This window comes from Tannerella forsythia 92A2, from assembly GCF_000238215.1.
GTDB lineage: Bacteria > Bacteroidota > Bacteroidia > Bacteroidales > Tannerellaceae > Tannerella > Tannerella forsythia.
Genome location: NC_016610.1, coordinates 1176399 through 1197222, shown reverse-complemented (window position 1 = coordinate 1197222; position 20824 = coordinate 1176399). Strand labels below are relative to the sequence as shown.

The 20824-nt window shown below is 42.6% G+C and carries 14 protein-coding genes, 1 tRNA gene and 1 pseudogene; 7 read left to right on the top strand and 9 right to left on the bottom strand.

Going from position 1 to position 20824, the window contains the following annotated elements:
• Window positions 1-624 precede the first annotated feature (624 nt).
• Window positions 625-747 (top strand): annotated as a pseudogene (locus BFO_RS16590) (T9SS type A sorting domain-containing protein); the annotation flags it as partial.
• Between the two features lie 356 nt (window positions 748-1103).
• Here the strand turns inward: BFO_RS16590 and dtd are convergent.
• The 5 genes from dtd to BFO_RS04800 all read right to left on the bottom strand — a co-directional run bounded on the left by dtd (window position 1104) and on the right by BFO_RS04800 (window position 10855).
• Complete coding sequence (dtd, locus tag BFO_RS04820) at window positions 1104-1550, bottom strand: D-aminoacyl-tRNA deacylase (protein WP_014224515.1); 447 nt, start codon at window positions 1548-1550, stop codon at window positions 1104-1106.
• A gap of 30 nt (window positions 1551-1580) precedes the next feature.
• On the bottom strand, window positions 1581-3386 hold the full coding sequence (gene uvrC, locus BFO_RS04815; RefSeq protein ID WP_014224514.1) for an excinuclease ABC subunit UvrC: 1806 nt from the start codon (window positions 3384-3386) through the stop codon (window positions 1581-1583).
• 45 nt (window positions 3387-3431) lie between these two features.
• Window positions 3432-5309 (bottom strand): tRNA uridine-5-carboxymethylaminomethyl(34) synthesis enzyme MnmG, encoded by a 1878-nt coding sequence (gene mnmG, locus BFO_RS04810; RefSeq protein WP_014224513.1) that lies wholly within the window; start codon window positions 5307-5309, stop codon window positions 3432-3434.
• Window positions 5310-6067: 758 nt separating this feature from the next.
• Window positions 6068-9325, bottom strand: a complete 3258-nt coding sequence (locus BFO_RS04805; RefSeq protein ID WP_014224511.1) for a TonB-dependent receptor — start codon at window positions 9323-9325, stop codon at window positions 6068-6070.
• Between the two features lie 93 nt (window positions 9326-9418).
• Window positions 9419-10855 (bottom strand): bifunctional metallophosphatase/5'-nucleotidase, encoded by a 1437-nt coding sequence (locus BFO_RS04800; RefSeq protein ID WP_014224510.1) that lies wholly within the window; start codon window positions 10853-10855, stop codon window positions 9419-9421.
• A 146-nt stretch (window positions 10856-11001) separates the two neighbouring features.
• Here BFO_RS04800 and BFO_RS04795 point away from each other — a divergent pair, with 146 nt between their 5' ends.
• Window positions 11002-12012 (top strand): ATP-dependent 6-phosphofructokinase, encoded by a 1011-nt coding sequence (locus BFO_RS04795; RefSeq protein ID WP_014224509.1) that lies wholly within the window; start codon window positions 11002-11004, stop codon window positions 12010-12012.
• 111 nt (window positions 12013-12123) lie between these two features.
• Entirely contained in the window at window positions 12124-12477 is a 354-nt protein-coding gene (locus BFO_RS04790) for an MmcQ/YjbR family DNA-binding protein (protein WP_014224507.1), read from the top strand.
• Window positions 12478-12699: 222 nt separating this feature from the next.
• Here BFO_RS04790 and rnc read toward each other — a convergent pair whose 3' ends face one another.
• From rnc to BFO_RS04775, 3 genes are read right to left on the bottom strand one after another with little or no spacing between them, the layout of a single operon-like run.
• Window positions 12700-13497 (bottom strand): ribonuclease III, encoded by a 798-nt coding sequence (gene rnc, locus BFO_RS04785; protein ID WP_141728758.1) that lies wholly within the window; start codon window positions 13495-13497, stop codon window positions 12700-12702.
• A gap of 2 nt (window positions 13498-13499) precedes the next feature.
• Window positions 13500-14756, bottom strand: a complete 1257-nt coding sequence (gene fabF, locus BFO_RS04780) for a beta-ketoacyl-ACP synthase II (RefSeq protein WP_014224505.1) — start codon at window positions 14754-14756, stop codon at window positions 13500-13502.
• Between the two features lie 17 nt (window positions 14757-14773).
• Window positions 14774-15010, bottom strand: coding sequence for an acyl carrier protein (locus tag BFO_RS04775; protein ID WP_014224504.1), 237 nt, complete (start codon window positions 15008-15010; stop codon window positions 14774-14776).
• 159 nt (window positions 15011-15169) lie between these two features.
• On the opposite strand from BFO_RS04775, the gene purN reads away from it, so the two are divergent.
• From purN to BFO_RS04755, 4 genes are all read left to right on the top strand, one after another.
• Window positions 15170-15757 carry a phosphoribosylglycinamide formyltransferase gene (gene purN / locus BFO_RS04770; RefSeq protein ID WP_041591132.1) on the top strand — a complete coding sequence of 196 codons (588 nt, stop codon included), beginning with the start codon at window positions 15170-15172 and terminating at the stop codon, window positions 15755-15757.
• 43 nt (window positions 15758-15800) lie between these two features.
• Window positions 15801-16835, top strand: a complete 1035-nt coding sequence (locus BFO_RS04765) for a glycosyltransferase family 9 protein (protein ID WP_014224502.1) — start codon at window positions 15801-15803, stop codon at window positions 16833-16835.
• Window positions 16832-17593: a lipopolysaccharide kinase InaA family protein gene (locus BFO_RS04760; protein WP_014224501.1), complete on the top strand. Its 762-nt coding sequence runs from the start codon at window positions 16832-16834 to the stop codon at window positions 17591-17593. Before BFO_RS04765 ends, BFO_RS04760 begins: the two co-directional genes overlap by 4 nt.
• Window positions 17594-17758: 165 nt before the next feature.
• Complete coding sequence (locus BFO_RS04755) at window positions 17759-20518, top strand: transglutaminase domain-containing protein (RefSeq protein ID WP_014224500.1); 2760 nt, start codon at window positions 17759-17761, stop codon at window positions 20516-20518.
• Between the two features lie 198 nt (window positions 20519-20716).
• Here the strand turns inward: BFO_RS04755 and BFO_RS04750 are convergent.
• A tRNA-Lys gene (locus BFO_RS04750) sits at window positions 20717-20789 on the bottom strand.
• Window positions 20790-20824 lie beyond the last annotated feature (35 nt).

Sequence of the window (20824 nt, the reverse complement as noted above, 5' to 3'; positions counted from 1 at the left end):
TGGAATTACAGTCCATTCGGTTCTAGCAACTTGAAATATTACAAAAAAACACCACCTTCTTCCGGCATTCCTCGTGTATCTTTAGACCCTCCGGCTATGACATGTTTGAGCTTCGGAAGCACCCGTACTTTCCGTGCGGTTAACGAATTCGGGCAAAGCCTGTGTAACAATCCGAATATAAAAGAAATCGAGTGGAAAATATTCGATTATTCATCGAATCCTCCGTCAATGATACAGAATTACACTACTGCGAATTGTAACAATCTGCTTAAAGAATCGTTGAGTATGTATATACACTCTCATTATCAGCCTTATGTTTTGGAGTTTGTGTGTAGAGCTAAAAGCAATTCCGGAACATGGGGAGAATGGGGGCCGGGACATGTATATATGGTACGTAGTAATTGCTCTTCACCTCAAAATATTTTCAACGCGTATTTCGATCAATCAAGTGCAACTGCTATTGTCAGTTTAACAGAAGAATATTACATCATAAAAGAAGCTGCACAGCAGGCCCGGTTATTTAAAGAACGAGCCCAATTAGGTGCATTCCAACATTCGTCATTGCGTCAAAACGATAAAGAAGACAGCTATGATATTGAATTATGGAATACAAACCAACGAATCAGCTCGTTCCGGACGAATGAGCCGACGTTCCAAATCTCGATGGCAGGACTGCCGGCAGGACTGTACTTTGTGCGCGTTGTCAAAGACGGACAGACGTACACACAGAAGTTGATTAAGAAGTGAGAGAAAAGTGAAAAACGAACAGTGAAGAGTAAAAAGTGAAAAGTGAAGAATGAAAAATGTAGCCCGAAGGACTTTTCGTTCTTCGTTTTTCACTTTCCCATAACCCCTTGCGGACACGAAAGAAAGGAGCAGAACGGAGAAGAGCCGCATGTTCCCACTCCGCCTGCCGGAGGCGAAACGACACCGTAAGTCGCACAGATACGTTCGGGACGTATATCCGATACGTGCCGAAGCATAAAGCAGGCTGAGAATTTTAAACGTATATAAAAGGTCAACCGGATTTGTTTTTAAATAGATCGAGAAAGATTATGCTCAGAATCGGACTTCCATCCCCTACTCCATCCGACGAAATCGTATCAATCTTTTGTATCAACAATGATGGTTACAGGACCATCGTTCAACAAATAAACTTTCATATCCGCACCGAAAACACCCGTTTTTACGTCACGACCTAACTGCATTTCTACTTCCTTGCAAAACGACTCGTACAATGGAATCGCAATATCCGGTTTCGCGGCACGAATATACGACGGACGATTTCCTTTTTTTGTCGAAGCATATAAAGTAAACTGGCTGACGATTAAAATTTCTCCACCGATTTCAAGTACAGAGCGATTCATAACACCTTTATCGTCGTCGAAAATTCTCATATTTACGATCTTTTTCGCCATCCGGACAATTTCCTTACCCGTATCCGAATCTTCAAAACCCACCAAAATCAGTAGACCTTTACCAATCTCGGATCGTACCGCTCCATCAATCGCAACCGACGCGTGTTGTACGCGTTGTATGACTGTTCTCATATTACAAAAATTAAATTCTCCTGCTTATATTTATTCCGGTTTTTTCAAACCGTTTATTAAGATACCCGCCTTACTCTCTCCTATCAATTCAATGAGTTCGTCCATCGGAGCTTCCTTAATCCGTTTTACACTTTTATACTTTTTCAATAATGTCTCTTTCGTCTTTTCTCCGATACCTTTAATCTCATCCAATTCCGAAATAATTTGCTTTTTACTTCGCATCTTCCGATGAAATGTAATACCGAACCGATGGGCTTCGTCGCGGAGATGTTGAATGACTTTCAGCGTTTCCGAATTTTTATCGAGTATAAGCGGTATCGGATCGCCCGGATAAAAAATCTCTTCCAATCGTTTTGCCAATCCTACAATCGATATTTTATCTAATAAATTCAATTGCCGAAGCACTTCCGTTGCTGCATTCAACTGTCCCTTTCCTCCATCGATAACAATCAACTGCGGAAGAGGCAGACCTTCTTCCAACAGTCGTGTGTAACGACGCGTAACAACTTCCGTCATCGAAGCGAAATCATCGGGACCTACAACCGTCTTTATATGAAAATGACGATAATCCTTCTTCGACGGTTTCCCTTTTTTAAATACGACGCAGGCCGCAACGGGATTCGTACCTTGTATATTTGAATTATCGAAACATTCTATCTGCATCGGCAGAACAGGTAAATGTAAATCCTTTTGAATCGCAGTTAACAGACGGGTCGATCGCTGTTCGGGATTAAACTTATCCGAACGTTTCAATTTATCAATCTTATATTGCTTTACATTTTGAACAGACAAATCAAGTAATTTCTTCTTATCTCCTCGTTGTGGAACCGTGAAAATAATATGTTTTGAAAATACACCTTCAGGCATAAAAGGAACGATTATTTCGGAAGCATTACTTTGAAATCTCTCTCTCATTTCCACAATACCCAAACCTAAAAGTTCCTCTTTCGGTTCATCAAGTTTTTTCCGATACTCAATCGTATATACCTGCACAATGGCTCCGTTTCCTATATGCATGTAATTAATATAGACGGACTGTTCGCTTTCATCCAACGAAAATACATCTACATTATGCAACATGGGAACAACCGTCGACTTCGACCGAAAATTTTCAATCAAATCATATTGATATTTGATTTCCTGAGCTTCCTCAAAACGCATTTCCTCCGAAAGTTTTCGCATCCGATTTAGAAGGAGCGCGCTTACGCGTGAACTGTTTCCTTTTAATATTTCCTTTATCTCGGAAATATTCCGATTATATTCTTCTCTATTTTGTAGTCCGACACAAGGAGCTTTACATCGTTTAATATGATATTCGAGACAAACTTTATACCTTCCCGAAGCAATGGATTCGGGTGTCAAGGTATGTTTGCATGTCCGGACCGGATACAATTCTTTTATCAGTTGCAGCATGATCTTCGCAGTATAAGCAGACGCATACGGACCGAAATACAAAGAACCATCCCTTACAATATTTCTTGTCTGAAATATACGTGGAAAATATTCGTTTTTGATCACGATGGAAGGATACGTTTTATCGTCCTTCAATAAGACATTGTAACGCGGACGATACTGTTTGATTAAGTTATTTTCGAGTAACAGGGCATCTTCTTCCGAATCTACTACAATATATTTTAAATCATAAATATGTTTGACTAAAACACGAGTTTTATTATTTTCATGCTCTTTCTGAAAATAAGAAGAAACTCGTTTGCGTAAATTCTTCGCTTTTCCTACATAAATAATCGTTCCTTTACGATCGAAATATTGATAACATCCCGGCTTCTCAGGTATAGTAGAAAGAATTTTTAGTATGTAGCTAAGCCTGTCATCCATTCTTCTTTTATAAAAAAATCATGTTCCACGTGGAACATTTCTATATTATCTACCCAATAATACCAAAAGAATATTGACGTCGCTCGGAGATATTCCGGGAATACGATTTGCCTGCGCAATTGTTTCCGGATTTATTTTATGTAATTTTTGGCGAGCCTCCGTCGAAAGAGATTGAATCGATAAATAATCAAACTTATCTTTGATACGAATATTTTCCAATCGAGATACTTTACTTGCAATCTGCTTTTCTCGCTGGATATATCCGCTATATTTTATCCTAATCTCAGCCGCTTCTAAAATTTCATCCCGACGAGAAATTGGAATCGTATCTATCAACTGATTAAACTCCGGTATCACTTCTTTGATATCGGAAAATGAAACTTGAGGTCGAGTTAATATATCGACCAGTTTGTAAGCATGAGGAATAGGAGCCGTTCCTAAAGAAGTTAATTTAGCATTAATTTGAACAGGTATAACGGAAAAAGAACGAATAAACTCCGTGATCCGATCAATCATTTCTTTCTTCTTTTTCAATAAACCATAACGATAAGTATCGGCAAGTCCTAATTGATAACCTCGTTCGGTAAGACGCATATCCGCATCGTCCTGACGCAAAAGAATCCGATACTCCGCACGCGAAGTAAACATACGATACGGTTCATCCACTCCTTTTGTCACCAGATCATCTATCAATACTCCAATATATGCCTCATCACGATTTAAAACAAACGTATCATCACCATGACAACGAAGATGTGCATTAATACCTGCCACTATCCCCTGCCCCGCCGCTTCTTCATAACCGGTAGTTCCATTAATCTGACCGGCAAAAAACAGATGTGAAATCTTCTTTGTCTCTAAAGTATGTAATAACTGCGTAGGATCAAAAAAATCATATTCGATCGCATACCCCGGACGATATAATTGAACATCACGAAAAGGCGATATTTTTTGCAAAGCCTTCAACTGAATATAGAAAGGAAGAGATGAAGAAAATCCATTCAGATAATATTCCTGTGTCGATTCACCTTCGGGTTCCAAAAATAATTGATGTTGTATTTTATCGGCAAAAGTGACGATTTTAGTTTCGATACTCGGACAATAACGAGGACCTATACTTTGTATCTGTCCATTATACAGAGGTGATTCCGATAATCCTTTACGTAAGACATTGTGACACTCTTCATTCGTATATAAAGTCCAGCAGCTTAATTGTTTAAGTTCTCTTTTGACATTGTCTAAATAAGAAAATTTACGAAAATCATTTTCGCCCGGTTGTTCGGTAAGTTCTTCAAAATAAATACTTCGAGCATCTATTCGTACAGGAGTACCTGTTTTCATCCGATCTGAAATAAAACCGAGAGAAATCAACTGTTCCGTCAATCCTCCTACAGCCGGTTCCGAAATTCGTCCTCCCGAAAATTGTACACGACCGACATGTATCAATCCATTCAAAAAAGTACCGTTTGTCAAAACAACCGAATTTGCTTGAAATTCGATTCCAAAAGCCGTCTTTACACCACAAACACGATTACCGTCTAAAAGCAATTCACTGACGGTATCTTGCCATATCCACAAATTAGGAAGATTCTCAAGAATCTCACGCCAAGCCTGAATAAATTTTACCCGATCATTCTGTGCACGAGGACTCCACATGGCAGGTCCCTTACTCCGGTTCAACATTCTAAACTGAATAGCCGTACGATCGGTTACAATCCCCATAAAACCTCCCAAAGCATCGATCTCGCGAACAATCTGCCCCTTCGCAATTCCACCTACAGCAGGATTACAGCTCATCTGGGCAATCTTATTCATATCCATAGTAATCAGTAACGTGCGCGAACCTAAATTCGCAGCTGCAGCTGCAGCTTCACAGCCCGCATGACCTGCTCCCACTACTATCACATCATAATCAAACCTCATCTATTACTCAACTTGATAAAAAGAGGCACAAAGATAATCAAAGACATACACAAATAAAAAACTCTCCCAAAAATGCAGTTTCAATCAGTAAATAAACATTTTAAAATAGACAATCGTGTTATACCAGTAAAACAAATTCAAAAAGTAGCTTTTCAAATCTAAACAAATACGCCGAGTCTATTTACGAAAAAATTGATCACCAATTATGTTCTGTGGAATTTCCTCTGACGAATTGACCTTTCATACAGTTAGAATATGAAGCAAAAGAATATTTCAACGGTTTTCTCACAACTATTTATATAATTGGTTTTTATAAAATAATATGATATAGATGATAGGCTGTTTAAAGTGTTGAAATTTTCTTCAATGATTTTTTGTTTTTCATTCTTTCAAATAAACGGACTATTTTTTGAGTAAGATATAAACAGGATAAGTTGTTTATAAATAGTATTTATAAATGATTTATAAACAAAGCTTGAAAACCTTTTCAGGGGATATTTTTGCATGAAAAAAATTATTTTTTTTGTGGATTTCATCGTTTGAAAAATACATAAAAGAATTCCTGTATTTTTTTTCGGAAGATGAAATTTGAACCCTATTTAAAAACCTAATGGATTATTCAAATTTTTTTTTCAGTTTTTATAAACAACTTTTTTCTGAGTTTTCAGCTTGCTTTTTCCGAGGGAGTATATGAAAAAAATCCCTCGGAAATAGGAAAGAGTTTCCGAGGGAAGAATATCTGTAAATTTGTTAGATAATCAATTAAATATATAACGTAAACTTAGTTGCATATAATATGTTGAAGCATATCCTATATTAGGTCTATACGTTTCTTTAAGTGTTTCCTTTCCGTTTTTAAGAAAGTTAAAGGTTGGTTTTACTGACCCATTTCCTTCTATAACTTCTTTCATATTTGCTACTTCTAAGATATTATTTTTATTTACGCTATGATGGATTCCCCATTTACTGTTTAGAAGATTTCCTACATTTATGATATCTAAACCTACTTGTATTGTATTTCGTTTTCCGCCAGCATGTATAAAGAAATCCTGTAAAATTTTTATATCGAAAGTATTTACCCAAGGCATGAGTGCACCGTTACGCATCGCATATTTTCCTTTGTGAGTTCTTAAATAAGCATCTTGTTCGACATAATTCCAAAAGTCGGTTTCTTGTTGCGAAGCCGTATAAATAACTTTACCGTAATTAGGGCTTTTTTTATTCGTATCGAATAGATCGGCAAATGTTATTTCAGATTTGTCTTTCGGAATATAAAGCATAGCATTGCCTCCTCCGTCATTATTTAAGTTGTTCGCGTATAAATAAGAAAAACGACCTGATTCACCGCCTTCATAAAATAAAGATACGGTTGTAGCGAAATATTTGGCATACTCTTTTCTATACGAAACAGAAGCTATTAAGCGATTGGGTAAAATATAGTTCATATAACCTATATCATGAGAGTTTGAACCGTAAGTACGAGGATCATTGAACCAAGCAGAACCTACTTGATCACCGATTCCATCGCCCGAGCTCTTTCCGTAACTATGTGTATAGGCTATTGAAGCATCAAAACCATTTTCAAACGATTTCTGTAATTTTGCCGTGATAGACCAATATTCATTTTCTCCTGCATTATTAAGTAAATATACATTCTTTAATTTAGATTGATAATATTGTTTTTTGGAAATAGGACGTTGATCCGGATATCCGTTTATTTGAAAAGCATCAGGCTTTAATCCCACATTCGTTACAGCTACCGAATGAATATCTTTACTATAAATTCCTTCTAGTGAAGCATTCATATTCCATGGTAACTTGACGTCAATGGCAAGGCTACTTTTCCAGTTCTGTGGTAATTTTAAATTATGATCTATTTTTACTATTGCTGAGGGTAATGCTGGTTCTGCTTTTAGTCCACCCGGATAGATTTCATTTAAAATTTCAGAAGTTGTCGGTTTAAATGATGGAATTGATTTACCTGAATAAGTTGTTTGTAATACTCCTGCATCACTTGCTTGAGCTACAATCCATACAAAAGGAATCGTTCCCGTAAAAAGACCAGTACCTCCTCGTAAAACAATAGAACGATCGCCTTTTATATCGTAATTAAATCCTAAACGGGGAGAAAATAAAACTTTGGCTGACGGTAATTCTCCCGTATCGAATTTTTTACTGTCAAAGTCTAACTCTGCAACTTTAGGATTATATGTATTTATTTTCGGATAAAAAGGTAAATCAGTTCGTATTCCGGCTAATATTTTTAATCGTTCAGATATATTTATCTCATCTTGTGCATATAAGGTAAACTGGTTAAATTTAAAAGAAGGAAATGCCTGTGAAATGGAAAGATCGTTGGGATGTGTAATTGCAAATGATTTTGCAGGCTTATTTGAAATAAAATCGTCCCATGAATCAAAAGCATAATATCCTGTTCCAAAACGTTGAAAACCATTTTTTGTATGATTATATTCGAATTGTAATCCGGCTGTAATGGTATGTTTATTTACACCAAATGTAACATCATCATTTAAAGTAAAGGATTCAACTTTTCGTAAATTTCCGTGTGAAAAAAGTTCTGTTCCGAAACTTACGAATGGAGTTTTATCTTTTAATATATCTACAAAAGGAAATGCTTTACCGGAAGTAGAACGAGGTTCGTCTTGATTTGTATAAGTAAATCTGAATAAATTGCTTAATTTTCCAAATGAGGAATTTAATTCGGCAGCAACAGATGAAAAATTTTGTTCTTGAAAATACCCGGTATTTTTATACCACATTGCATACATTCCCCTTCTATTATAACTTCTGTCATAAGGTGAGGGGAAAATTTGGGATGATGAAGTGCTTGGGTACAAAGGTTCTTTACTTTTTGTGATGTTATATCGGATATTTAAACGGTGATTATTGTTTATATTCCAATCTACACGAGCTAAAAATTTCATTCCCGGACTCTCGTTTGAATAATTTTGATAGGGTCCTGTTTCATAACCGTACGTTTCGGAAAGATATTTACTGATCATATCCATTTCGCTGGCAAGCGGACGAGCGATATTATTTGATCCGTCAGTATAAGGATTACCATCTGTTGCAGCTATTCTTGATGGACCGGGAACAATCGTTTTTTCCGTTTCATAGTTAATGAAAAAAAATAATTTATTTTTAATAATAGGACCTCCGAAACGTATGCCGTACAGGTTATATCTACTTTCTGTGCGCTCAAAAGTCTGATCTTTTACTTTATTTCCTTTAAATTTTTCGTTGTTCAGATAGGTATAGACTGATCCTCTGAATTCATTATCGCCTGAACGAGTCACCGCATTAATAGAAGCTCCGAGAAATCCGCTTTGTCGAACATCATAAGGAGTTACGCTTACCGATATCTGATCAATCGCATCTAAAGAAATCGGTGAACCGTTTGCAGGCATACTTTGTCCGATACCGAACTTATTGTTAAAAGAAGCTCCATCAATTGTAATATTGTTTTGTCGGTAAGTACCTCCTCCAATAGCTGCTCCATTTGCTTGAGGAGTAAGTTTCGTAAAGTCGGTCAAACTTCTGCTAACTGAAGGTAATGTGCTAATAATTCTTGTATTAATATTGGTCACAGCACCGGCTCTGTCGCTGTTCATATTTGAACTTCCACCTTTTGCTACAATTTGAATTTCATCTAATCCGACAGCTTCTTCCATAAGTTGAATGTTTAATACATAATTTTCACTTAATGAAAGTGTTATTCCGGTTGTTACCGATTTTTTGTATCCGATATATGATACTTCTAATTTATATGGACCACCTACGCGCATTCCATTCAGGTTATATCGTCCATCTACGTTGGTAATTGTTCCATACGTTGTTCCCGAAGGTTCATGTGTGGCGACAATAGTTGCACCTATCACTGCTCCTTCTTTATCTGTCACGTGTCCGCTCATACTTGCGGTCGTTACCTGTGCTTGTATTGCAGTAGTTGTCATAAGAAGAAACATTACTGCAAGAAATTGAATTTTTTTTATCATAAGTGCTTATATTAATTAGTTAAATAAATTTCTTTTTGATTCTAACGATTATGTTGTTTCTATGGGTTTGTTCGATAATCAGGCATTTTATCGTTATTTTTCAACCACTTCCGTACGAGGGTATTGTGGTGTGATTTGTTTTTTGTTTCGGATATACTCCACAAGAGTTTCTTCCGATGTTTTGTCGGTAATCTGCGGTGCTTTTTTATGCTCGTACGTATATGCCGATGCAAGATAATCATTGATTCCAACGCGGTAATATTTGTTTTCGTCGAGCAGTTTTCCGTTTGCCATTTTCATTTCGACGAGTTCCGCTATACCGTCTTTTGTGAAAATTTTGTATGTCATCCCCGACACAAATAAGTCAGCGCGTTTGTTCCTGCGTTTATGTGAGTTTTTGATGAGTGAACGGATTTCGTCAGGTTTCATTTCGATGATCACGATACGGTTGTTAAACGGGTCCAATTCATAGATTTTTCCCATGGTAAGGTCACCTTTTTCGATTTTCCCGATGCGTACTCCGCCGGCATTTTGAAAGGCGAAATCCGTTTGATGTACGTTTACGATGGCATCGGTCATCAGATTGCCAAGCGCTTCTTTCCCGTCAAATTGTTTTCCTGCTTCTCCAATGATTTCATTCATCGGCGATTCGTCGTGATATTTAGCGATTAATGCTTTGATGGATTCATCTTCGTCACGCAGTTTGGGAAGGTTAATCAGCTCATTTTTTCTCTCAACCACTTTGCCGTTTCTGACTGTAAGCGTTGTTTTACCGATATATTTCAGATATTCGTTTGCCTGTGTGATCAGAACATTGTTTACGATGATTCCCGTATCAAGTTTCGTGTGCGTATGTCCACCCACGATTAGATCCAGTTCAGGCATACGTTCGGCGATCTCTTTATCTGTATCTATACCTGTATGTGTCAAAGCGATGAATACGTCACATTGATTTCGTATCTCCCGTAATGCGCAGAGCGCTTCCACAGGGTTTGTAAACGTAATGCCTTTTACTTTGTCGGGATGTGTAGCAGGAATGAGCCGACCGTTTACGTTTTCGATCTGAATGGCTGAGATGATGCCGATTTTCACTCCGTCGATTTCGATCGTGGCCGAAGGTTCGGGTTGTTTGATGCAAAGGCTGTCGTTAACCGTCATGTTAGCACAGAGGAACGGGAATTCGGCTTGAGCCATACGGTCGCATAAGATATGCTGACCGTAGTCGAATTCATGGTTCCCGAATGCCGTAAAACGATATCCGATGCGGTTCATCAAGTCGATTATGGGAAAGCCGTTACCGTATTTCGGACAGTAATCGACGATCGGGTTACCCGAGAATAAATCACCTGCGCTTAATACCAATACATTCGGATTTTTTTGTCGTTCTTGTTCGACGTAAGCCGCTACTTTCGCGTAGTCATCAATATGTGCGTGCATATCGTTTGTTGAAAGTATAATAATCTGTTTGTCCTGTTGCCCGCATGCTACGCAACAGAACAAAATGATCCATGTAGTGAGTTTCTTCAACATAAATTCCGTTTTTTTTTATCTTTGGTGCAAAGATAGTATATTTTATATTACATTAGTGTTGCTTTGCTGTTTTTTGTTATTTCTGTTTCGTATCTTTTCCAAAAAACGTATCTTTGTACAAAGTAGTTCGTTAATGAATAAATTTTATGAAAATCGGTATTCTTTCGTCGGGCGGAGATTGTCCCGGCATCAATGCGACGATTCGCGGAGTAGGTAAAACGGCCATCATGCACTATGGCATGGAGGTGATAGGCATCCATAACGGCTTTACGGGTTTGCTTAATCGAGATACCGAGCTCTTCACGGAACGAACGCTTTCGGGTATTCTGAATCTGGGAGGAACGATTCTCGGGACTTCGCGCGAGAAACCTTTCAAAAAGATTATTCAGTCCGGTGACAATAAAAAGCCGGAGATCATCTGCCGGAACTATATGGAAATGGGACTTGACTGTCTTATCTGCATCGGCGGAAACGGTACGCAGAAGACGGCGAACAAACTTTTCCAAATCGGACTGAATGTGATTGGAGTACCCAAAACAATCGATAATGATATTTACGGTACGGACCTCACGTTTGGGTTTGATACGGCAGTCAATATTGCGACCGAAGCGATTGATCGTCTGCACTCGACAGCCAGTTCGCACAAGCGTGTGATGGTTGTCGAAGTGATGGGACATAGCGCCGGATGGATTGCACTCTATGCCGGTATGGCAGGTGGTGCAGATATTATCCTTATTCCTGAGCTGGGTTTTGATATTCGTAAAGTCAATGAAAAGATATTGCACCGTTTGCATCTTGGCAAACCGTATTCCATCATTGTGACAGCGGAAGGACTGAAGACGGATTGTCTCAGTCCGGCTGATTATATTTCGCATGCCGTGGGAGAGGCGACGGGCATTGAAGTGCGTCAGACAGTGCTTGGATATATTCAGCGCGGCGGAAATCCCTCTCCTTTCGACCGCAATCTGGCTACACTTCTTGGCGGTCATGCGACCGAGCTTGTGGCTCAAAAACAGTTCGGGCGTATGGTCTGTTTTAAAGACGGAAAAATCGGCTCCGTGCCGCTCGCCGAAATTGCGGGCAAGACGAAACGCGTATCATCCGATAATGAGCTTATTAAACAAGGGGAGCGTATGGGGATTTCGTTCGGGATATGACAAAAGGTATTTTTTGATTGCTTTTAATTGTCTCATGATCCTCGTGGTCGTTTATTCGTCCGATGGAGATGGATTTCGGAAAGATTAAAGCTGTTGTATAATTAACTTGAGATGGATATTGAAGCATTGCGCACTTACTGTTTGTCGCTCTCGCCCGAGGTGGAAGAAAAGTTTCCTTTCCAAAAGTTTCGGGCTGCACGTGACGTCCTGGTGTTCTACATCGGCGGCCACATGTTCTGTTATTTCGATATCAACGACTTGAGTCGTGTGTCGATGAAATGCAGCGAGGAGGAGGCTATACTGTTGCGCGAGCAATACGATTGCATCGGACTGCCCTACAATGCGAACAAGAATTTTGCGAAATATTGGATTGGTATCGACATCACACGAGCTGACGACGAATTGATAAAGCGATTGATAAAGGGCTCACTTGAAATTGTGGGCAAAAAAAGTATAACAGTTTAAAATAAAGAACAGGAGAAGCCGGGCTGTCGATAGCCGATGTTGACAAGCGTTATCGCACCACCTTGTCGTTCTGTAAGATGAACTATATGGGCGTGGTGCTCACAGGTGGTTTCTTGAATATGAGCGATGGCAAGGTAGACCCTGCTTTTACGCCATAGGCCGACCAACATGTTGCACGCGTCATGGAGAATTGGTTCTATTGCGGAATCTGGGATAAATACGCTACATCGGGGCTCCCTCGGGCTTGAGCGAAGATTGGCGTTTCAGTTCGGTAATCAGGCTTTGCATGTTTTTATCTGTGCGAATCCTCCGGATCGCTTTTTTGGCCGCCGTTTGTTGCGACTCTTTCTTTGTGTAGCCTGTGCCTGTGGCTAACGGATGACTTTCAACCGATACAGTGGTATGAAATATTGGGTTTTTGTTTTTGTCTGAATAGATGTCTGTCAGTTCGAAATCGATTCTCAATTTTTCTTTTTGTCCCCACTCCAACAAATTCGATTTAAAGTTCATCTCTTTGCGGGCTAATTTTTCCAGCGACAGATAATGACCGATCATTCGCTCTTTGACAAACTTGAAGCATTTCCGATATCCGTGATCCAAATAGATGGCGCCGATCAGTGCTTCGAGTGCATTGCCATATACGCAGTTGTTGTGAGAGTTGGGGCGAATGGAGGCAACGGTCATCTTGTCGAGCCCCATTTCGAGGGCTATACGGTTCAAGGTCTCACGTTGTACGATTTTAGAGCGTACGCTGGTCAGAAAACCTTCTTTTTTGTTCGGAAAATGTTTGTATAGAATATCGGCTACAGTCGCTCCGAGGATGGCGTCGCCGAGAAATTCGAGCCGTTCGTTATTATGGGGTCGTTTGCCGTCGGGAAAGTGTGACGAGCGGTGTGTAAGCGCCTGTTCGTAGAGTTTCACATCGTTCGGATGGAATCCCAACAGTTGGGATAAGGACAGATAAGGCTCTTTATTCTGAGGAATAAAGAGCCTTTTTAGTTGTTGTAAGAACAAACGCACGTCTATTTCTCAAATTTTTTCACAATTACACTGGCATTGTGCCCGCCAAATCCAAACGTGTTGGATAATGCAGCCCGTACCACGCGTTTTTGTGCTTTGTTAAACGTAAAGTTCAGTTTGTAATCAATCTCAGGATCATCGTCTCCCTCGGCATGATTGATGGTCGGAGGAACGATATCGTCACGTACGGCTAACACAGCGGTTGCCGCTTCCAATGCGCCGGCAGCGCCTAAAAGATGACCGGTCATTGACTTTGTTGAGCTGATATTCAGTTTGTAAGCATGTTCGCCAAAGACATCCTTGATGGCTTTTACTTCGGAGATATCGCCCACAGGAGTAGACGTACCATGTACATTAATATAGTCTATGTCTTCCGGTTTCATTTCCGCGTCTTCCAGCGCATTCCGCATCACCAGCTTTGCACCTAATCCTTCGGGATGGCTTGCCGTGAGGTGATGAGCGTCTGCCGAGAGACCTGCGCCTGCTACTTCGGCATAAATTTTTGCACCGCGTGCCAGAGCATGTTCCAGCTCTTCGAGGATCAGACAGGCTGCTCCTTCTCCGATAACGAAGCCGTCGCGGCTTTGACTGAACGGACGGGAAGCGGTCTGTGGCGAATCGTTGCGTGTCGAGAGCGCATTCATGGCGTTGAAACCTCCCACCCCCACAATGGCGATGGCGGCTTCGGCACCTCCGGCTACGATCGCATTGGCTTTGCCCAAACGGATATAGTTGAACGCATCGGCAATGGCGTTTGTCGAAGAGGCACATGCCGAGACCGTGGCAAAGTTGGGGCCTCTGAAACCATATTTCATCGAGATATGACCGGCCGCTATATCTGCGATAATCTTAGGGATAAAGAACGGATTAAAACGTGGCCCACGCTCCGCATCGTAGTCCCGTACTTCGTCTTCAAACGAACGGATACCCCCGATACCGGCGGCAAAGATCACTCCGATCTGGTTCAGATCTTCCTTTTCCAAGTCCATTGCTGAATCTGTCACGGCTTCCGTCGCTGCTACGAGCGAGAGCTGTGCATACCGGTCATACTTGCGCACCTCTTTCCGGTCGAAGTACTGCAATGGGTCGAACCCTTTGACTTCGCAGGCAAATTGTGTTTTGAACTTGGAGGCATCAAATTGAGTAATAGGCCCTGCGCCGCTTACCCCCTTCTGCAAAGACTCCCACGTTTCCGCGGTGTTGTTGCCGATAGGAGTAAGAGCACCGAGACCCGTTACTACGACTCTTTTTAATTCCATACTGAATAAAAAGCAGATTACTTCGCGTTTGCTTCGATATAAGCAATAGCGTCTCCTACCGTAGAGATTTTTTCAGCCTGGTCATCCGGAATGGAGAGGCCAAATTCTTTTTCAAATTCCATGATCAACTCCACTGTGTCAAGAGAATCTGCTCCCAAATCATTCGTGAAGCTTGCTTCGTTTGTTACTTCCGATTCTTCAACACTCAATTTGTCAACAATAATCGCTTTTACGCGAGATGCTACATCAGACATAATTTTTTGATTTAAATGAATACTGTTTTTGCAATACTTTCTATTTTTGCAGTGCAAAGGAAAGAATTTTTTATCTTACAGAACAAATTTTTAAGGCAAAAAAACTCGAATATTGCACATTTTTATGTTTTTTGTGCATTTCTTGTTTTTGGGAAAGCGATGAAAAGGATGGTTATTTTCGCTTCGGGCGATGGGACAAATGCAGAGAATATCATACGATATTTTCATGATAACGAAATGGTTGAAGTGGTTTCCGTGTACTCCGAAAATGCTTCTGCCAGAGTACACCATCGTGCAAAACGGTTGGGGATTCCTTCCATAACTTTCCCGAAAGAAAGTCTGTCCGGTGGCACCTCCGTTTTGAAGAAATTGGCTGAAGATGGCGCCGATTTTATTGTATTGGCCGGTTTCCTGAAGAAGATTCCGGACGCCATTTTACGTGCTTACCCGAAAAAAATTCTCAATATTCATCCGGCTTTGCTCCCCAAACATGGGGGGAAAGGAATGTATGGTATGCGCGTGCATCAGGCTGTCGTGGCTGCCGGCGATACGGAATCGGGGATTACCATCCATTTTATCAACGACCGATACGATGAAGGGCAAGTTGTTTTTCAGGCACGTTGTCCGGTTGCTCCGACCGATACTCCTGAAGATGTGGCGACTAAAGTACATGCCCTCGAATATGCGCATTACCCCGCCGTGATTGAGCGCGTTCTGCTCGGCGAAAACTTGCACGAGTCGTTTTAGCATCGTATCTTTGTGCAGAGCGTATGATTTTTGACACAAGAGAATGGCAAAAGTATTGATCATAAGATTATCGGCAATCGGCGACGTAGCCATGACAATCCCTGTCATTTATTCGGTGGCGCGAGCTAATCCTGAGGACTCGTTTACCGTACTGACGCAGTCATTCCTGATACCGATTTTCATCCATCGTCCCGAAAATGTACGAATCATCGGTCTCAACACGCAAAGCACGGAGAAGACGCTATGGGGGGTGTTGCGTTTCGCTTTTGCTCTGACCGGGTATAAGTTCGATAAAATTCTCGATCTGCACGATGTTATTCGCAGCAGAGTGATCGATTTTACTTTCCGGTTACAGCGTAGACCGGTATATATAGTGGATAAGATGCGGGAAGAGCGTAGACGCCTGACCGGCAGACCTCCGAAAACCATCCGCCCTCTGCGGCTTGTATCGGCGCGTTATGCCGATGTTTTTCGGACTGCCGGATTTCATTTTACCGATACCTTTATTTCTTTGTACGAACAACATCCTGCCGATGATGCATTGATTGCATCTATGGCCGGCGAGAAGCAAGGTAAATGGATCGGCATCGCGCCGTTTGCCAAGCATCGCGGGAAGATTTATCCCATTGACGAGATGGAGGAAGTCGTCAAATCCCTGTCGGGGCAAAACGACATGACGATCTTTTTGTTCGGCGGAAAAGGCTACGAAGAGGCGGTTCTCGATCAATGGGCGTTTCAATATCCGGGTGCTCGGAACATGGCCGGGAAGCATCGGCTGGATCATGAACTGGCGCTGATCAGTCGTCTGGATGTCTTTCTGTGTATGGATTCGGCGAATATGCACTTTGCTTCGCTTGTCGGGACGAAGGTGATCTCCATTTGGGGGGCTACCCACCCATATGCAGGTTTTTACGGCTATAAACAGCCTTACGACTTGGCGATACAGGCCGACTTGCCTTGTCGGCCATGTTCAACGTACGGAAATAAACCTTGTTATCGTGGCGATTGGGCCTGCCTGTCACAAATTACAGCCGAACAAATTGTTCGAAAGATAAACGACTATCTGAGTAAGGCATGAGATTCGCGATTCATCCGGCGTATTCCGGCGATGAGGTTGAAACTTTCTTGGAGCAGCTGCCGATGATGTTTGATGGGGAAGGAGAGATGCTTTACGATAAACGCAATCAGGTGAAACGTTTCGTGTTGCCGTCGGGGCGTCCCGTCATCGTAAAGCGTTTCAAAAAACCGATACTGATTCAACGGATCATCTATGGATTTTTCAGGAAAACAAAAGCTCAACGTGCTTACCTCTATGCAGCTGTTTTGCGTCATCGCGGCTTTGGTACGCCGCACGAGATTGCCTACCTTGAGCAACGTCGGAGGGGGCTGCTCTCTCATTGTTATTTTCTTGCGGAAGAAGATGGTGCGCCGGCGATCTATGAACGTCTTGTTGCACAGCAGCCTTTCGATCGTGTCATTGCCGACGGTTTTGCAGCGTTAGTGGCGGCATTGCATCAAAAGAGCATTCTTCACGGCGACTTGAATCCGACGAATGTACTGTTCCGCACACGCGACGACGGGCATTATACCTTTTCTTTGATCGATACGAACCGGATGCGCTTCAAAGCCCTCGGGCAGAATTTTACGGCATACGAATGCCTCAATAACCTCACCCGGTTCGACGTACAGGATGAGTTGTATCATTATGTGCTGAGAAGATACATAGAATGTATGGGGTGGGAAATGGAATCCTATTTTGCTCAAGGGATAGAGATTAAGCGGATTTATGATGAACACAGGAAGAAACGAAAAGCATTTTTGAAGAAATTCAAATGAGGAGAAGGTTAAGGTTGTTGTTCGTCCGCGGTATGACCTGCTTTCTGCCGATGAGCGGACAAATCGTCGGTATGTTATGGTCATTATGCTGAAAATATTCGTACCTTTGACCGATTCAATAATAACGTTGCCGGTATTGCCGGAGTATAAATTAAAAAAATAACGATGAAAGCAAACCGATTTATTGCTGGAGCAATCATGATGATGTGTGTGACTTTCGGATGCAAGAAGCCCGAACATTTTATCACCGATTCTACTTACCGAGATCAAGTGTCGAAAGATTTCGATGCGAAAGCCGAGTTATTTGCCGACTCGTCCCTGTTTGCCGTTTTTGATACGGAGATGACTGTGCCCGAACGCGAGGCCATGCAGTTCTTGTATGCCTACATGCCGGTGGGCGACATTGCCGACTACGACGGGCAATTTTATCTGAAGAACGTGCGTTCGTCGTTTGCCGCACGCAAGGAGATGCCTTGGGGCAAAGATATTCCCGAAATGATTTTTCGTCACTTCGTGCTTCCCGTGCGGGTCAATAACGAGAATTTAGACGAGAGCCGGATGGTGTTTTACGAGGAGTTGAAAGACCGTGTAAAAGGTTTGTCGCTGCACGATGCCGTGCTGGAGGTCAATCACTGGTGCCATGAGAAAGTTGTTTACATGCCGTCGGATGCACGCACCAGCTCGCCGCTTGCGTCGGTACGCACGGCGTATGGCCGTTGCGGTGAAGAGTCGACGTTTACGGTGGCTGCTCTACGCTCGGTCGGCATACCTGCCCGTCAGGTGTATACGCCTCGTTGGGCCCATACCGACGATAACCATGCGTGGGTCGAGGCGTGGGTCAACGGCAAGTGGTATTTTTTGGGTGCCTGCGAGCCTGAACCCGTACTTAACCTGGGCTGGTTCAACGCTCCGGCGTATCGCGGCATGCTGATGCATACCAAAGCATTCGGAGCGTATAACGGTCCGGAAGAGGTGATGGAACAGACGGCATGTTATACGGAAATCAATGTCATCGATCATTATGCACCGACCGGCAAGACCGTTGTAACCGTGACGGACAGCGAAGGCAAACCGGTAGAAGACGCGCTGGTGGAGTTCAAGTTGTATAACTATGCCGAGTTTTATTCCGTGGCGCGTAAGAAGACCGACGATGAAGGCCGGTGCTCGCTCGCTGCCGGGAAAGGCGATATGCTTGTATGGGCTACGAAAGACGGACGGTTTGGGTATCATAAGGTATCGTTTGGGAAAGATGATGAGGTAACGATTACCCTCGATAAAACACCGGGCGACACGGCAACTGTCGAACTCGATATCGTACCGCCGGTAGAAGGTACGATCGCTGCCGAGAGCGAGGTGACTGACGAACAAAAAGAAGAAAACGCCCGACGGATGCACGAGGAAGACGAGATTCGAAACCGTTACGTCGCAACTTTCTTTACGGACACGATGGCTGTTGCATTGGCAAAAGAACTGTTGGTGCCCAATCACGAACTGAAGGAAATCATGCGGAAAAGCCGCGGAAACCATGCAGAAATAGAGAAATTCCTCCGCGAATCGGTCAACCACAAAGATCTCTACTCCGAGATGGCCGGAGCCCAACCCGGAAGCGTGCCAATCGAGGCGATCTTCCTGCTGTATAGAATTTCCGAGAAAGATTTGCGCGATACTCCCGCCGACGTCCTGCTCGATCATTTAGACAATACACCGAAGATCCCGGAGAATCTTTACGAAATAAAGAAGACCGTCTCTAAGGCTCCCTCGGAACTTGAGAGCCTCTTCTATTTTTTCGTTATGAATCCGCGTATATGGAATGAGTATCTGACACCTTACAAGAAGTTTTTCGCCGAGCAAATTGATGCTTCGTTAGCAACCGAGGCACGCAAGAATCCGCAAGCATTAGTCGAATGGGTGAAACAACATATCACTGTGCGCAACGACCTGAATCCGCAACGTATCCCGATAATGCCGATAGGTGTCTGGAAGGCGCGCATAGCCGATACACATTCACGCAATATCTTTTTCGTTGCTGTGGCACGCAGTCTGGGCATCCCTGCACGTATCGAATCGGTCACCGGCAAGGTCCAATATTACTGCCGCGGATGGCTCGACGTTGATTTCGAGGCGGCCGCCAGTCGGGCGAATGCTCCGCAAGGAGCGCTTTCAGCCGGTTATCAACCGGTCAAAGCGCTCGATAATCCGAAGTACTATAGTCATTTCACGATTGCCCGGCTGAAGGACGATGCCCGGTTGCAGACGCTGAACTTCGAGACGGAGGCTGACATGGGGGCGGGCGATACATGGAAAGACCTGCTGCAATCGCCTTGTTCCTTGCGATTAGACGAGGGGAACTATGTACTTGTCAGCGGTACGCGTATGGCCAGCGGGAAGGTGCTGGCGCGTCTGAGCTTCTTTCCTATCGAAGCAGAAAAGAAAACGACGGTCGACCTTGTGATGCGTCACGACGATGCCGACATCCAAGTGATCGGAAACATCAACGCCGAAGCGAAGTATCGTACCGAGAAAGGTGAGGAAACGACAATCCTCAACACCACGGGACGCGGTTACTTCGTCATCGGTATTCTTGGTGCACGTCAGGAGCCGACGAACCATGCCATGCGTGATATTGCGAAACTCAAGGCCGATTTCGAACAATGGAATCGCAGTATGATCCTGCTTTTCAAAAATGAACAAAACTTCAAACTCTTCGACCGGAATGAGTTCGGCGAATTACCTTCGACCATCACGCTCGGAACGGATGAGAACGGCGAGATTTCGCGTATGGTTACCGACGCGATGAAACTCTCGAATCCCGACAGCCTCCCGATCTTTATCATTGCCGATACCTTCGGACGGGTCGTATTCGTTTCGCAGGGGTATACCATCGGATTGGGCGAACAGATGATGAAAGTGATTCATCAATTGTAAAATCCCTTCGGATAGATAATTAAGGGTTAATTGTCATTCTTCGAGTACACGGAATCGCAATTGATCATTGATTCGAGACGCTCCCCCCCCGGGTGTCTCGAATGACTTATTACAGACATGAAATAACAGGCTGAATATCATTAGTAATGACCGGTTTAAAAAAGAAAAGGTCTTCAAAAATGAAGACCTTTTTTGGAGTGATCCGCCTGGGGCTCGAACCCAGGACCCCATCCTTAAAAGGGATGTGCTCTACCTGCTGAGCTAGCGAATCGAACTTGAAGTACTTTTTTTTAATGCGAGTGCAAA

Excerpts from the sequence above, each read along its gene's own strand:
- BFO_RS04795 (WP_014224509.1), top strand. The coding sequence starts at position 11,002 with ATGAAAATCGGTATTCTTTCGTCGGGCGGAGATTGTCCCGGCATCAAT.
- BFO_RS04755 (WP_014224500.1), top strand. The coding sequence starts at position 17,759 with ATGAAAGCAAACCGATTTATTGCTGGAGCAATCATGATGATGTGTGTG.
- fabF (WP_014224505.1), bottom strand. The coding sequence starts at position 14,756 with ATGGAATTAAAAAGAGTCGTAGTAACGGGTCTCGGTGCTCTTACTCCT.
- purN (WP_041591132.1), top strand. The coding sequence starts at position 15,170 with ATGAAAAGGATGGTTATTTTCGCTTCGGGCGATGGGACAAATGCAGAG.
- BFO_RS04805 (WP_014224511.1), bottom strand. The coding sequence starts at position 9,325 with ATGATAAAAAAAATTCAATTTCTTGCAGTAATGTTTCTTCTTATGACA.
- mnmG (WP_014224513.1), bottom strand. The coding sequence starts at position 5,309 with ATGAGGTTTGATTATGATGTGATAGTAGTGGGAGCAGGTCATGCGGGC.
- BFO_RS04790 (WP_014224507.1), top strand. The coding sequence starts at position 12,124 with ATGGATATTGAAGCATTGCGCACTTACTGTTTGTCGCTCTCGCCCGAG.
- uvrC (WP_014224514.1), bottom strand. The coding sequence starts at position 3,386 with ATGGATGACAGGCTTAGCTACATACTAAAAATTCTTTCTACTATACCT.
- BFO_RS04800 (WP_014224510.1), bottom strand. The coding sequence starts at position 10,855 with ATGTTGAAGAAACTCACTACATGGATCATTTTGTTCTGTTGCGTAGCA.
- dtd (WP_014224515.1), bottom strand. The coding sequence starts at position 1,550 with ATGAGAACAGTCATACAACGCGTACAACACGCGTCGGTTGCGATTGAT.
- BFO_RS04765 (WP_014224502.1), top strand. The coding sequence starts at position 15,801 with ATGGCAAAAGTATTGATCATAAGATTATCGGCAATCGGCGACGTAGCC.
- BFO_RS04760 (WP_014224501.1), top strand. The coding sequence starts at position 16,832 with ATGAGATTCGCGATTCATCCGGCGTATTCCGGCGATGAGGTTGAAACT.
- BFO_RS04775 (WP_014224504.1), bottom strand. The coding sequence starts at position 15,010 with ATGTCTGATGTAGCATCTCGCGTAAAAGCGATTATTGTTGACAAATTG.